Source organism: Streptomyces sp. NTD91, assembly GCF_059510455.1.
Genome location: NZ_JCAJZW010000009.1, coordinates 36,042 through 49,573 on the forward strand (window position 1 = coordinate 36,042; position 13,532 = coordinate 49,573).

At 74.5% G+C, this 13,532-nt stretch carries 8 protein-coding genes, 5 tRNA genes and 1 pseudogene; 8 read left to right on the top strand and 6 right to left on the bottom strand.

All coding sequences use genetic code 11. The features are described from left to right. Positions 1-256 precede the first annotated feature (256 nt). The 3 genes from cobT (at position 257) to AC5WRT_RS12875 (ending at position 6,805) form a co-directional block, all read left to right on the top strand. Positions 257-4,495: a nicotinate-nucleotide--dimethylbenzimidazole phosphoribosyltransferase gene (cobT, locus tag AC5WRT_RS12865; protein WP_496093399.1), complete on the top strand. Its 4,239-nt coding sequence runs from the start codon at positions 257-259 to the stop codon at positions 4,493-4,495. A gap of 170 nt (positions 4,496-4,665) precedes the next feature. Then, on the top strand, positions 4,666-5,898 hold the full coding sequence (gene cobA / locus AC5WRT_RS12870) for a uroporphyrinogen-III C-methyltransferase (protein WP_496093398.1): 1,233 nt from the start codon (positions 4,666-4,668) through the stop codon (positions 5,896-5,898). A gap of 88 nt (positions 5,899-5,986) precedes the next feature. Beyond that, positions 5,987-6,805 (top strand): TrmH family RNA methyltransferase, encoded by an 819-nt coding sequence (locus AC5WRT_RS12875; RefSeq protein WP_496093397.1) that lies wholly within the window; start codon positions 5,987-5,989, stop codon positions 6,803-6,805. A 137-nt stretch (positions 6,806-6,942) separates the two neighbouring features. Here AC5WRT_RS12875 and AC5WRT_RS12880 read toward each other — a convergent pair. Next, positions 6,943-8,259, bottom strand: a pseudogene (locus AC5WRT_RS12880) (serine/threonine-protein kinase); the annotation flags it as partial. 601 nt (positions 8,260-8,860) lie between these two features. On the opposite strand from AC5WRT_RS12880, the gene AC5WRT_RS12885 reads away from it, so the two are divergent. The 3 genes from AC5WRT_RS12885 (at position 8,861) to AC5WRT_RS12895 (ending at position 10,940) form a co-directional block, all read left to right on the top strand. Beyond that, positions 8,861-9,037 carry a hypothetical protein gene (locus tag AC5WRT_RS12885; protein ID WP_330341125.1) on the top strand — a complete coding sequence of 59 codons (177 nt, stop codon included), beginning with the start codon at positions 8,861-8,863 and terminating at the stop codon, positions 9,035-9,037. A 385-nt stretch (positions 9,038-9,422) separates the two neighbouring features. Then, complete coding sequence (locus AC5WRT_RS12890) at positions 9,423-10,379, top strand: phosphotransferase (protein WP_496093396.1); 957 nt, start codon at positions 9,423-9,425, stop codon at positions 10,377-10,379. A 279-nt stretch (positions 10,380-10,658) separates the two neighbouring features. Beyond that, the gene (locus AC5WRT_RS12895; protein ID WP_496093395.1) at positions 10,659-10,940 is read left to right on the top strand and encodes a TFIIB-type zinc ribbon-containing protein; all 282 of its coding nucleotides are present in this window, start codon (positions 10,659-10,661) and stop codon (positions 10,938-10,940) included. Positions 10,941-10,991: 51 nt separating this feature from the next. Here the strand turns inward: AC5WRT_RS12895 and AC5WRT_RS12900 are convergent. The 5 genes from AC5WRT_RS12900 to AC5WRT_RS12920 all read right to left on the bottom strand — a co-directional run bounded on the left by AC5WRT_RS12900 (position 10,992) and on the right by AC5WRT_RS12920 (position 11,468). After that, positions 10,992-11,063 (bottom strand) — tRNA-Val (locus AC5WRT_RS12900). 29 nt (positions 11,064-11,092) lie between these two features. Continuing rightward, positions 11,093-11,164, bottom strand: a tRNA-Val gene (locus AC5WRT_RS12905). A 46-nt stretch (positions 11,165-11,210) separates the two neighbouring features. Then, positions 11,211-11,282: transfer RNA gene (locus AC5WRT_RS12910), tRNA-Val, on the bottom strand. Between the two features lies 1 nt (position 11,283). After that, a tRNA-Cys gene (locus tag AC5WRT_RS12915) sits at positions 11,284-11,357 on the bottom strand. A gap of 38 nt (positions 11,358-11,395) precedes the next feature. Continuing rightward, a tRNA-Gly gene (locus tag AC5WRT_RS12920) sits at positions 11,396-11,468 on the bottom strand. A gap of 178 nt (positions 11,469-11,646) precedes the next feature. Here AC5WRT_RS12920 and AC5WRT_RS12925 point away from each other — a divergent pair. Together AC5WRT_RS12925 and AC5WRT_RS12930 are read left to right on the top strand one after the other, a co-directional pair. Further along, positions 11,647-12,702 (top strand): chorismate-binding protein, encoded by a 1,056-nt coding sequence (locus tag AC5WRT_RS12925; protein WP_496093394.1) that lies wholly within the window; start codon positions 11,647-11,649, stop codon positions 12,700-12,702. Then, a complete protein-coding gene (locus AC5WRT_RS12930; RefSeq protein WP_496093393.1) occupies positions 12,699-13,520 on the top strand; it encodes an aminotransferase class IV in 822 nt (273 codons plus the stop codon). The genes AC5WRT_RS12925 and AC5WRT_RS12930 overlap by 4 nt, the downstream gene beginning before the upstream one ends. Positions 13,521-13,532 lie beyond the last annotated feature (12 nt).

Sequence of the window (13,532 nt, forward strand, 5' to 3'; positions counted from 1 at the left end):
CGCCCGTTTTGGGGTGGGTGTGGTACTGCGGAACCGGAGGACGCGCAACGTGGCGCAGTCCACAGCGGGCTGTCGCGGATCATGCTGTCGCGAGGGCCGGGCGGCCGGGACAATGCCACTGAATGGCTTTGTCGCCTTTTCCGGCGGGTCGTTCGTGCCGCTGGGCACGGACGCTCGTTCTTCACTATGGGCGGTCGGTGCGCCGTTCCGGGTGAGCTGGTCGTAGGAGCACTAAACCGATGGGCGAGGGGTACGCATGACCGACACCGGCCAGGTCCCGGGCGAGGGGGAGCCGGAGAGCGCAGGCATGGTGGAGCAGCCGGGCGTCGCCGCGCCCGGTGCGTACACCTACCTCTCCGAGGCACCCGCCGAGGACGAAGACCTGCTGCTGCCGGGCGCCCAGGGCGCATGGGGCAACGAGGTTCCGCCACCCGCACCGGAACCGGTCGTCGAGGCCGTTCACCAGCCGGGGGCGCACGAGGCGGCCGGCCGTGACAGCGGTTCCGTCGACCTCGGCGGCGTCCGGCTGCCGAACCCGGCCCCGGCCTCGGTGCCGCCGTCGCCGATCCTCTCGGCTCCGCAGGACCAGCAGGCCGCCGCGCAGCCGCCGCGCCGTCCGCTGCACCTCGGGCCGCCCATTCCCGACGCCTCCGCGAGCCCGGTCCGCTCCCTCGCCGACCGCGGCCCGGCCGGTGCGCCGGTACGGCAGCCCGGTCCGGTCGCCGCCGGCCCCGAGTACCTCGACGCCCAGCTGCCGGGTGAGACGGCCCCGCAGAGCGCGGCTCCCTGGGGTGCGGCACCGACCGCCCCCGCGGTCCAGGCCGGCGTCCAGACTCCCGCTGCCGAAACGGTTGACCCGGCGGCTGTCGTGGTGGACACCGCCGCACAGGCCGAAGCGTCCGGCGCCGCGCAGGCCGCCGTCGCCCGCCTCACGAACCAGGCCGCCGCACCGGCGCCCGGCACCGCGCAACTGGTCCACGGCCACGACGGCGTACAGCCCGTGCACGGCCACGACGGGGTGGTGCACACGGCTTGGGCGGGGGTTCCTCAGGGCGCCGAGCCCTTGGCCGCCGGTCCGGCCGTTGCCGAATCCGGCGTGGCGGAAGGCGCCGAGGACGTTCAGGCCACTGTCACTGTTCCCGGCCAGGGCGGTGAGAGCGCGGGGGACGCGGCCGGTGCGGAGCCTGCCGACGGGACGACTGCCGGGGACGGCGGACTCGTTGCCGTGGGCGGTCTCACGGTTGCCGGCCAGGCGTCGGTGGACGCCGGTCGGTCCGATCGAGGTGCCGAGGCGGCCGGGGCGGCCCTGACCGCCGAGCCCGGCCAGGTCGTCGTGGGTGCCGGGGGGGCTCCGGTGCCGATGACCGCGGAGACGGCGGCCCCGGATCATGACCAGGTCCTGGCCGCGCCCACACACGAGGCTGCGCCGACGCCCGCGCGGACCGAGGCCGGGCCGGCCGAACAGGCAGGCGTGCCCGTCGCCGACGGCGCCGGGCCGGTCGAGGCCGTTCAGCGCTCCGGTGAGGACGGGCCCGGCCGGGCCCCGGAGCAGGCCGGGGGCGAACCGCAGGGCGGCGCCGAGACGTCGGCCGCGGACACCGGCCCTGTCACCGAGGGGGTCGCCGTGGCTCCGGCCGGGGCCGACGCGGCGACCGTGCCGTCCGGCCAGGCTGCCGTCGCCGACGACGGCGCCCCTGTCGCCCAGGACGGTCCCGCGCCCGCTCCCGCCGCGCAGGCACCGGCCGCCGCGACAGGTGCCCCGCACACCCCGGGCGACGCCACCCCGGCACAGCCCGACCCGCACAGCCCCGGTGCCGTGGACGCCCAGCCCGGCGCCGTGCCCGCCGAGGCCCTACCGGTCACCGACGCCGTGCCGGTCACCGACGCCGTGCCGACGCTTCCCGGTGCGGCTGATGCCCAGTCCGGTACGGCTGACGAGCAGGCCGGCGCCGTGCCCGCCGAGGTCCCGCCGGTCACCGACGCCGTGCACACACCCGAACCCTCCGTCGCGCCCGAGGCCGGTGCCGTACCGGCGCCCGCGTCCGGCACCCCGGCCGTCACTCGGGCCGTCACTCCGGAGCCGGCGGACGCCCGGGCCACCGCCGCACCTCCGGCCCCGGGCGTCGTACCGGACTCCGCGCCCGGCGGCCCCGGGGCCGCCGAGCCGTACCCCTACCCGGCACACGTCCCACAGGGCCCGCAGCTGGCCGAGCAGCCCCTTGCGCACGACGCCCAGGCGGTACCCGGTGAGCCGCAGCCCCATCCGGCCGTGGAACCGCATCCGCAGGCCCAGCCCGGCACGGCCGGCCCCGATGCCGTCGCTGCCACCGCCTCGCAGTCACAGCCCGCGGAGGCCACGGCCGCCCCGAAGCCGGGCGGCACCCCGGTGCCGGCCGCCGCCGAAGCCGGACCCGCGCCGGCCGACGGTTCCGCGCCCGTGGAGACCGGCGGACCGGGCGCCCTTGCCGAACCGCTGCCCTCCCATGTGCTGCCGCATCCCGAGCAGCCGCTCGGGCAGTTCGTGCCGGTCGAGGGCCAGGTCCCCACGACCCCGCACCTGGCGCCGACCCCGCCGCAACCCCTGGTACTCCCCACGGAGGAGGAACAGGAGGCGGCGCCCAGCGTGCCCGCGCCGCGCGAGGGCGAGCCCGCGCCGGTGCAGGCGCCCGCTGCCGTACAGGACGCGGAGGACCCGCAGATCCGGGCCACCGACCAGGCGGAAGGCGGCACGGCAGCAGTGGCGGAAGCACGACAGACCGGCGGCCCGGCGGCGCCCGGCTACGCCGACGCCGAGCGCGAGGCCGTCCTGAAGGTCATGCGCGAGCGCAGGGACATCCGCAACGGCTTCCGCAGCGACCCCATCCCGCACGAGGTGCTGCTGCGCGTCCTGGAGGCCGCGCACACGGCGCCCTCCGTGGGCCACTCGCAGCCCTGGGACTTCGTCGTCATCCGCTCCGCCGAGACCCGGCGCACGATGCACGAACTGGCGATGCGCCAGCGCGAGGCCTACGCCAAGTCGCTGCCCAAGGGCCGGGCCAAGCAGTTCAAGGAACTGAAGATCGAGGCCATCCTCGACACCCCGGTCAACATCGTCGTCACCGCCGACCCCACCCGCGGCGGCCGGCACACCCTCGGCCGTCACACCCAGCCGCAGATGGCGCCCTACTCCTCGGCGCTCGCGGTGGAGAACCTCTGGCTCGCCGCCCGCGCCGAAGGCCTCGGCGTCGGCTGGGTCAGCTTCTTCGACGAGCGGGAGATGGTCCGCGCGCTCGGCCTGCCCGAGCACCTGGAGGTCGTCGCCTATCTGTGCGTCGGGTACGTCGACGAATTCCCGGACGAGCCCGAGCTGATGCAGGCCGGGTGGTCCAAGCGACGCCCCCTGTCCTGGGTGGTGCACGAGGAGACGTACGGCCGCCGCGCCCTGCCCGGAGAGGAACCCCACGACCTGCTTGCCGAGACCGTCGCCCAGATCCGCCCGCTCGACGCCAAGGCCCTCGGCGAGGCCTGGGAGCGCCAGAAGCGCATGACCAAGCCGGCCGGCGCGCTCGGCATGCTGGAGATCATCTCCGCGCAGCTGTCCGGGCTGTCCCGGCAGTGCCCGCCGCCGATCCCGGAGCCCGCCGCCGTCGCGATCTTCGCGGGCGATCACGGCGTGCACGCCCAGGGCGTCACCCCCTGGCCGCAGGAGGTCACCGCCCAGATGGTGGCCAACTTCCTGGGCGGCGGAGCGGTCTGCAACGCCTTCGCGGGCCAGGTGGGCGCCGAGGTGTGCGTCGTGGACGTCGGCGTCGCCGCCGACCTGCCCGCCACCCCCGGCCTGCTGCCCCGCAAGATCCGGGGCGGCACGTCCGACATGACCACCGGCCCCGCCATGACCCGCGAGGAGGCCAAGGCGGCCATCGAGGTCGGCATCGAGACCGCCCGCGACCTGGTGGCGGCCGGCAACAAGGCGCTGCTGACCGGCGAGATGGGCATCGCCAACACCACGGCGTCGGCCGCCCTCATCTCGGTCTTCACGGGCGCCGACCCGGCCGAGGTCACCGGCCGCGGCACCGGCATCAACGACGAGACCCTGGCCCGCAAGACCGAGGTCGTCCGCCGTGCCCTGGAACTCCACCAGCCCGACCCGGCCGACCCCGTCGGCGTCCTGGCCGCCATCGGCGGCTTCGAGCACGCCGCCATGGTCGGCCTGCTGCTCGGCGGCGCGTCCCTGCGTACGCCGGTGATCCTGGACGGCGTCAGCGCCGGTGCCGCCGCCCTGGTCGCCCGCGCCATCGCCCCCGAGGTCCTCGCGGCCTGCATCGCCGGCCACCGCAGCGCGGAGCCCGGCCACGTGGCTGCCCTCAACAAGCTGGGCCTGCGCCCCCTGGTCGACCTGGACCTGCGGCTGGGCGAGGGCACGGGTGCCCTGCTGGCGCTTCCGCTGGTGCAGAGCACTGCGAGGGCGATGCACGAGGTGGCGACGTTCGATTCGGCGGGAGTGACGGAGAAGTAGCGGGCGCTCCCAGGGGCCCGGGACCGCCGCGGTGCCGGGCCCCTGTCGCGAACGTCCGTCGGTCCGTGCCCGGCCATCGTGCCCAGCCACCGGACACCTGCTCGGGCGCAACCCCGCCCCGCATAAAATCCGCACGTCAGCGCCACCGCACAGCCCCGGAGGAGCCAGCCATGGCCGAACACCCCGCCTACCCCGTAGGCCTCCGCCTCTCCGGCCGCCGCGTGGTCGTCCTCGGCGGCGGCACGGTGGCCCAGCGCCGCCTCCCGGCACTGATCGCGGCGGGCGCGGACATCACCCTCGTCTCACCGGAGGCGACTCCCTCGGTCGAGGCCATGGCCGAGTCGGGGGAGATCACCTGGGCCAGGCGGCCCTACCAGGACGGCGACCTCGCCGAGGCCTGGTACGCCCTGATCGCCACCAGCGACCCCGAGGCCAACGCGCGGGCGTCCGCCGAGGCCGAGCGCCACCGCGTCTGGTGCGTCCGCTCCGACGACGCCGACCAGGCCACCGCCTGGACCCCGGCCACCGGCCACAGCGAGGGCGTCACCGTCGCCGTTCTCACCACCGAGGCGCGCGGCCGCGACCCGCGGCACACCGCCGCCATCCGGGACGCGGTGGTGGAGGGACTGCGGGACGGCACCCTGGTGGCCCCGCACCACCGCACCCGCACCCCGGGTGTCGCCCTGGTCGGCGGCGGCCCCGGCGACCCCGACCTGATCACGGTCCGTGGCCGCCGGCTGCTCGCCGCGGCGGACGTCGTCATCGCCGACCGGCTCGGTCCGCGTGACCTGCTCGCGGAACTGCCGCCGCACGTCGAGGTCATCGACGCGGCGAAGATCCCGTACGGCCGCTTCATGGCCCAGGAGGCCATCAACAACGCGCTCGTCGAGCACGCCAAGCAGGGCAAGTCGGTCGTACGGCTCAAGGGCGGCGACCCGTACGTGTTCGGCCGGGGCATGGAGGAGGTCCAGGCACTCGCCGAGGCCGGCATCCCCTGCACCGTGGTCCCCGGCATCTCCAGCTCGATCTCGGTGCCGGGCGCGGCCGGCATCCCGGTCACGCACCGGGGGGTGGCGCACGAGTTCACGGTCGTCAGCGGCCATGTCGCCCCGGACGACGAGCGCTCCCTGGTCGACTGGCCGTCGCTGGCCAAGCTCACCGGGACGCTGGTGATCCTCATGGGCGTCGACAAGATCGGGAAGATCGCCGAGACGCTCGTCGCGCACGGGAAGTCCCCGCAGACCCCCGTCGCGCTGGTCCAGGAAGGCACGACGGCCGCGCAGCGCCGCGTCGACGCCACCCTCGCCACGGTCGCCGAGACCGTGCGGACCGAGGACGTCAGGCCCCCGGCGGTCATCGTGATCGGCGAGGTCGTGACGGTCGGCCCCGCGCCCACCACATGACGACCAACCGCTTGATCATGCGTAACCCCGGGTAACCTAGTCATTCCCAGCCGTTGGCAGCACACCCAGGACAAGGCAGTATCACCCTGTGGCCGATCTCATCACCGTCGAGGATCCCGACGACCCGCGCCTCTCCGACTACACAGGCCTGACCGACGTCGAACTGCGCCGCAAGCGCGAACCCGCCGAGGGCCTGTTCATCGCCGAGGGCGAGAAGGTCATCCGCAGGGCCAAGGAAGCAGGCTACGAGATGCGCTCCATGCTGCTCTCGGCCAAGTGGATCGACGTCATGCGCGACGTCATCGACGAACTCCCCGCCCCCGTCTACGCCGTGAGCCCCGAACTCGCCGAGCAGGTCACCGGTTACCACGTGCACCGGGGCGCGCTCGCCTCCATGCAGCGCAAGCCGCTGCCCACGGCCGGCGAACTGCTGCGGTCCGCGCGCCGGGTCGTGGTCATGGAGTCGGTCAACGACCACACCAACATCGGCGCGATCTTCCGCTCGGCCGCCGCCCTCGGCATGGACGCGGTGCTGCTGTCACCCGACTGCGCCGACCCGCTGTACCGCCGTAGCGTCAAGGTCTCCATGGGCGCGGTGTTCTCGGTGCCGTACGCCCGGCTGGAGACCTGGCCGAAGGGGCTGGACTCGGTCCGCGAGGCCGGCTTCACGCTGCTCGCCCTCACCCCGGACGACAAGGCCCGCACCCTCGACGAGGCCGCCCCGCACCGGATGGACCGGGTGGCCCTGATGCTTGGCGCCGAGGGCGACGGACTGTCCACCCAGGCGCTGGTCGCCGCCGACGAATGGGTCCGCATCCCGATGTCCCACGGCGTCGACTCGCTCAACGTGGGCGCGGCCGCGGCGGTCGCCTTCTACGCCGTGACCGCCGGCCGCCCGGAGTCGTAGTTCCCGTCGTCGAACTCCCGCCCGCCCGTCGGGCGGGCGACGGGTTCGACGACAGGACCCTGGCGCCTGAGCTTGGTGGCGGGTGCCGGAGCGTACCGGTCGGGCACCGGCCGCCCGGCGTCCGCCGCGTGGGCCGGCTGTGTCTGCCGTTGCCGCGGGACGGCGTCGTCGCCGAGCCCGCGGGCCGGACCCTGGCAGCCCTGCGCCACCGCGATGCCGAGCGCCACGAGCAGCGTCACCACCACGAACACGAACAGCCGCTGGCGCAACAGCCGGGGGTTGGCCGGCCGGAGCCCGGTGCCCGTCGTCCGCTGCGGGGGCCGCCCGGAACCGCTCCGCAGGGCCGGACGGCCCCCGCTGCCCGAGCGCGGTGCCGGGGTCGTACGCGCCGAGCGGGGCCGTGCCGAGGCGCCCGTGCCGTTTCCGCGCGGGCCGCTGCCGGTCCGTGCGGGCGTTCCGCCACGCGCCGGTGTTCCGCCCCGGGCGGGGGTGCCGCCGCGAGGCACCGGCGTGCCGGGGGAGGTGCGCCGGGCGCGCTGCGGCTCGGGGTAGGTGTCCACGAGCCGCCCGGTGGGCCGGTCCGCCTCCGCGGCACGCGGCGCGGGCGGCCGTCCGCCGTCCAGGTCCTGAGCCTCCCGCGCGGCGATCTCCTTGAGCCGCAGCGACAGCTGCAGAGTGCTGGGCCGGTCCTCGGGGTCCTTCGCCAGACAGGCCCGCACCAGCGGGGCGAGCGCGTCCGGTACGCCGTGCAGGTGCGGCTCCTCGTGCACCACCCGGTACAGCATCACCTCCGAACTGCCGTGCCCGAAGGGCGAGTCACCGGTGGAGGCGTAGGCGAGGGTCGCGCCCAGCGAGAACACGTCCGTCGCCGGGGTGACGGCCGCGCCGCGCACCTGCTCCGGCGCGAGGAAGCCGGGAGAGCCGACCGCCGTGCCCACGTGGGTCAGTGTGGAGGCGCCCGTGGCCCAGGCGATGCCGAAGTCGATGATCCGCGGCCCCTTGGGGGACAGCAGGATGTTGGAGGGCTTCAGGTCCCGGTGGACGACACCGGCCTCGTGCACCGCGACCAGGCCCTCGGACAGTGCCGCACCGATCGCGGCGGTGTCGGCCGCGCTCAGCGGGCCCTCGTCGGCGACCTTGTCGTGCAGGGAGGGTCCGGGCACGTACTGCGTGGCGAACCAGGGCCGCTCGGCCTCCAGGTCGGCAGCCACCAGCCGGGCCGTACAGCCGCCCCGGATGCGCCGGGCGGCGGAGACCTCACGGGCGAACCGCGACCGGAACTCCTGGTCCTCCGCAAGGTCGGGCCGGATCACCTTCAGCGCGACCCGCTGCCCCTTCTTGTCGGAGCCGAGGTAGACCACACCCATGCCGCCCGCGCCGAGCCGTCGGTGAAGCCTGAACGAGCCGACGACGCGCGGGTCCTCGCGCCTCAGGCGCATCATCGCCATGTTCATCCCCGCTGCCCGGTCCCTGTGACGTGGCACAGCTTACGTTTCCACGGCCGCCTGCGCGCAGAGGCCGCGCCCTCCGGCGCTGAAGGAATGTGGCTTCCCGCGGTACGACATGAAACGCGGTCAGGAAGCGGGCGCGGGCCGGGGTCTTGGGTCATCGCAGTCGCCAACGGCGCAAGTGCGGGCAGGCGTTGGGATCATGACGCGCCAGGTGGCATCGGTTCCCCTGCCTGCCCGGCACCCGCCGCCCGGGGCCCGCGGACCCCGGCGCGGGGCCGGCGACGGACCGTGCGCGGCGCCGGTCCCACCCCTGCCCGGAGTGATCGAAGTCACTCATTCCGGTCGCAGGGCGCTTCGGACATGACCGACACGGCGGGCGCCCCCTCCGGGAAGACCCCGAGACCCCGTTGCGCGTCTCCACCCAGGGGAGTACGTCCCGGATCGTGCCTCATCCTCGGGGAGGCCCGGCAATCGATACGAGGGCATGACGCCGTGATGCGGCCCCGCGCCTAGATTTGAGGTCAAGCGGCGGGTGCAGCACTCGTCCCCCGAGGTCAGGCATCCGCCGCTGCCGACGACAACCGACACGGTCAGGAGAGGGACCATGGCCCACACGGCACCGCGACGCCCGGCGTTCGCACCGCGCCGGACGGGCCGCCGCCACCCCTTGGTGGCGACGCTCATGGCCCTTCCCCTGGCGGCCCTGCTCCTGCTGGTCTTCGACGGCTGGGAGACGGTGGCCACACAGGCGTCGTCCGTGGGTGTGATGCTGGGGCGCTGAGCGGCGTCCCCAGGCCCGGAAGAGCGGTCCGGGCGGGGACATCCATCCAGGAAACCCCGTGGGGACGGGGGTGCGGCGGACGGCACGAATGCCGGCGCAGCTGGGGAGCTGCGCCGGCATGCGCCGTTCAGGGGGCGGGTTTTCAGGGCGGGGCCGTACGCCTGGGGGTCTGGTTCGGATCAGGTCGGACGGGCCGCGGCGCCGGTGCGGTGCAGCGTAAGGCGGAGGATCCCCCGCGTATCTGGGCGTACTCGGGTGGTCCCGCGGCGAGGTGCCGTGCCGGGCGTCGCGGACCCTGGCTGATCCGAACGAAACTCCCTGGGGTGCCGAGCAGCCCGTTCGCGCCAGTACCCTCGTCTGCCCAGTCCACCTTGCCGAGGCACCGTTGACCACAGACACCCCCGCCCTCATACCGGCGCTGACCGCGACGGCCAGGGCCGCCGCCCACCCCGGCACCGACGGCGCCCCCTGTGCCTGCGGCAGCACACCGCTCGCCGACCGCCCCGACGCCACCGTCGTACGGCACGCCGGCACCGTCGCGAAGGCCCACGCCCCCGGTACCGACCCCGACGAGCTGACCCGGCGCCTCGCCATGGCCGCCCGCCTCCCCGGCGTTCTCCTGCCACCACTCGCCCCGGCCCCGACCGCGCTGCTGGGCCGCCTCGTGACCTTCTGGCCGTACGGCGCCCCCGTGGACCCGGGCGCCGCGGACGCGGCCCCCTGGGAGGCCACCGCCACCCTCCTTGCCCGGCTGCACCGCACGCCCTCGCCGCCCGGACTGCCCCCGATGCGCGGCCCGGCGAAGGCCGCCCGCGCCGTCGCCCGGCTCCGCACGGCCCTGCTTGCGGGGCCGCACCCCGCCGCCGGTCCCGTTCTCGCGGCCTGGGCCGCCCTGCCCGCCTGGGCCCGCGCCGAGGCTCCCGTGCCGGGCACCCCCGCCCTGTGCCACGGCGACCTGCACCTCGGTCAGCTCGTCCGCCACCCGGCGCCGGACGGCCCCTGGCGGCTGATCGACGTCGACGACCTGGGCGCCGGCGTCCCGGCCTGGGACCTCGCCCGCCCAGCCGCCTGGTACGCCTGCGGGCTCCTCCCGTCCGACGAGTGGACCCGTTTCCTCGGCGCCTACCGCCGGGCCGGTGGGCCGGCCGTGCCCGCGGCCGGTGACCCGTGGGCCGCCCTGGACGTGCCGGCCCGCGCGCTGACCGTGCAGACGGCCGCCCTCGCCGTCACCAAGGCGCTTGCTGCCGACCGCCCGCTGGACGAGGTGGAGCGGGCGGTCGTCGACGCATGTGCCCGAATGTCCCCGGTTCCGCACCGGTTGGCGCCGCTGGACGGCGACTGATGCCCCGGCAGGCGACGTCTGCCCGTCGGGAGCGGGCGTCCGGTGCGTGCTGTCGGCGTGCCGGCCGGAGGCCCTCGTACGGGACGTACGTGGGCCTCCGGTCCGTGCGGCGAGTGGGGGCACTTACCACGCCCCCAGGCAGTGGGGGAGCGCGCCGGGCGTCGCGACGGGGCGAACGTTGCCTGTTTGGGGGCACTAGGCTGCAACCAGCCGGGACCGGACGGAGTCTGTTCCGGAGAAGCACGAAGCAGGACCGACCGGCGAGGAGTTGAGCCGACCATGCATTGTCCGAAGTGCCACGCGCCGATGCACACCTACAACCGCAGCGGCGTCCAGATCGAGCAGTGCAGCGGCTGCCGCGGCATCTTCCTCGACTACGGCGAGCTGGAGGCGCTGACCCAGCTGGAGGCCCAGTGGTCCAAGCCGGTCCCGCCGGCCCCGCAGCCGTACCCGGCCCCGCACGCGCCCGCCTGGGGCGCCCCGCACGGCGGTCACCACGGCGGCCACGGCCACCACCACGACCACCACAAGAGCTGGGCGCACATGCTCTTCTCCAGCTGAGCACGCGGAAGCCCCCCGCCGTACGAGACGACCGGGGGGCTTCGTGCCGCGTGGACGATACTGGGATTGAACCAGTGACCTCTTCCGTGTCAGGGAAGCGCTCTCCCGCTGAGCTAATCGTCCGTGCCCTGTGACGGGTGAGTCACAGGCAGTGCGCGATACTGGGATTGAACCAGTGACCTCTTCCGTGTCAGGGAAGCGCTCTCCCGCTGAGCTAATCGCGCGGGTGGGGATCTTCGAGAAGATCCAGGATCCTACGAGAGGATCCAGTGGACGATACTGGGATTGAACCAGTGACCTCTTCCGTGTCAGGGAAGCGCTCTCCCGCTGAGCTAATCGTCCTTGGAGGTGGAGACGGGATTTGAACCCGTGTAGACGGCTTTGCAGGCCGTTGCCTCGCCTCTCGGCCACTCCACCAGGAGTCTAGGGGACCGAACGATCCCCTTCTTCCTTCGAGCGGACGACGAGGCTCGAACTCGCGACCTCAACCTTGGCAAGGTTGCGCTCTACCAACTGAGCTACGTCCGCCTGTCGTTTCGGTCCGCTTGCGCGGCCCGGCGACGTGTTGAACTCTAGCGGATTCCCGGGCCAGTACAAAAACGCGTTTGCGCAGCGTGCTGCGGTGCCCTCGACGGACCTCGTGGTCACAGCACCCTCCGGGACATCACAGGGCCACCTGCCGGACGCCCGACCTAGACTCGTCCACGTGCTTCACGACCCTCCCGGCCTGCTTCCCCTGGCCCGTTTCGGCGACCGCGTCGCCACCGGCCTCCTCGACGTGACCAGCGACCCGGCCGCCCTGGAATCCACCGGCTTCTGGGCCGTCTGCGCCGACTTCGAGGGCCGGCTGACCTGCGCCCGCTTCGCGGACGTGCGCACGGAGCCGGTGCCCGCCCCGGTACCGGGCGCCTGGCGGGGCCCGGCGGCGGAGGAGTGGACCTCCTCCCTGGACCGGGCCGCGTACACGGCGGGCGTCCGCCGGATCCGCGAGCACATAGCGGCCGGCGAGGTCTACCAGGCGAACCTCTGCCGGGTGCTCGGCGCACCCGTCCCCCCGGACGCCGACGTGGACGCCCTGGCCGCCCTGCTGGCCCGCGGCAACCCGGCGCCGTACGCCGGGACGATCCGGCTGCCGGAGCACGGCGTGGAGATCGCCACCGCCTCGCCCGAGCTGTTTCTGCGCCGGGACGGGCGTGTCGTGGAGTCGGGGCCGATCAAGGGCACGGGACGCACCGAGGCGGACCTCCTGGAGAAGGACTACGCCGAGAACGTGATGATCGTGGACCTGGTCCGCAACGACATCGGGCGCGTCTGCGCCACCGGCAGCGTGACCGTCCCCGACCTGTGCGCCGTGGAGAAGCACCCCGGGCTCGTCCACCTGGTCTCCACGGTCCGCGGCGAGCTGCGCGACGGCGCCGGCTGGCCGGAGCTGCTCGACGCCGCCTTCCCGCCCGGCTCGGTCACCGGCGCACCGAAGTCCAGCGCCCTGCGGATCATCGCAACGCTGGAGACCGCGCCCCGCGGGCCGTACTGCGGCGGCATCGGCTGGGTCGACGCCGACCGGGGCACCGGCGAGCTGGCCGTCGGCATCCGCACATTCTGGATCGACCGGGAAGCCGGGATGCTGCGCTTCGGCACCGGCGCCGGCATCACCTGGGGCTCGGAGCCCGAGGGGGAGTGGCAGGAGACCGAGCTCAAGGCGTCCCGGCTGCTCGCGGTAGCGTCGGGGGCGTACGACGCGAGTGGAGGGGTGTTCGCATGAGGATCTGGCTGGACGGCGGGCTGCGGGACCTGGAGTCCGCCCGTGTCTCCGTCTTCGACCACGGGCTCACCGTGGGGGACGGCATCTTCGAGACGGTGAAGGCCGTCCACGGCAGGCCGTTCGCGCTCACCCGGCACCTGGACCGGCTGACCCGCTCGGCCCGGGGCCTCGGCCTGCCCGACCCCGACCACGACGAGATCCGCGGGGCCTGCGCGGCGGTGCTGGAGGCGAACCCGATGCCGCTCGGCCGGCTGCGGATCACCTACACCGGCGGTCACGGCCCGCTCGGTTCCGACCGCGGCGAGCACGGCCCGACCCTCGTGGTCGCCCTCGGCGAGACCGGCCGCCGCCCGGACACCACCGCCGTGATCACCGTCCCGTGGACCCGCAACGAGCGCGGCGCCCTCACCGGCCTGAAGACCACCTCGTACGCCGAGAACGTCGTCGCGCTCGCCCGTGCTCATGAACACGGCGCCTCGGAGGCGCTGTTCGGCAACACGGTCGGACAGCTCTGCGAGGGCACCGGATCGAACGTGTTCGTCGTCCTGGACGGCGAGATCCACACCCCGCCGGTCTCCTCCGGCTGCCTGCCCGGCATCACCCGCGCGCTGACCGTCGAGTGGACGGGGGCCAAGGAGACCGACCTGCCGCTGGACGTGCTGCGGCGCGCCGACGAGGTCTTCCTCACCTCCACCCTGCGCGACGTCCAGGCCGTCCACCGGGTGGACGACCGCGAGCTGTCCGGCACCCCGGGACCCGTCACCGCGAAGGCGATGCGGATCTTCGACGAGCACGCCGCGCAGGACCTGGACCCCTGAGCCGGAACGCGG

Coding starts and splice junctions, on each gene's coding strand:
- cobT (WP_496093399.1), top strand. CDS start 257: ATGACCGACACCGGCCAGGTCCCGGGCGAGGGGGAGCCGGAGAGCGCA.
- cobA (WP_496093398.1), top strand. CDS start 4,666: ATGGCCGAACACCCCGCCTACCCCGTAGGCCTCCGCCTCTCCGGCCGC.
- AC5WRT_RS12885 (WP_330341125.1), top strand. CDS start 8,861: ATGGCCCACACGGCACCGCGACGCCCGGCGTTCGCACCGCGCCGGACG.
- AC5WRT_RS12895 (WP_496093395.1), top strand. CDS start 10,659: ATGCATTGTCCGAAGTGCCACGCGCCGATGCACACCTACAACCGCAGC.
- AC5WRT_RS12930 (WP_496093393.1), top strand. CDS start 12,699: ATGAGGATCTGGCTGGACGGCGGGCTGCGGGACCTGGAGTCCGCCCGT.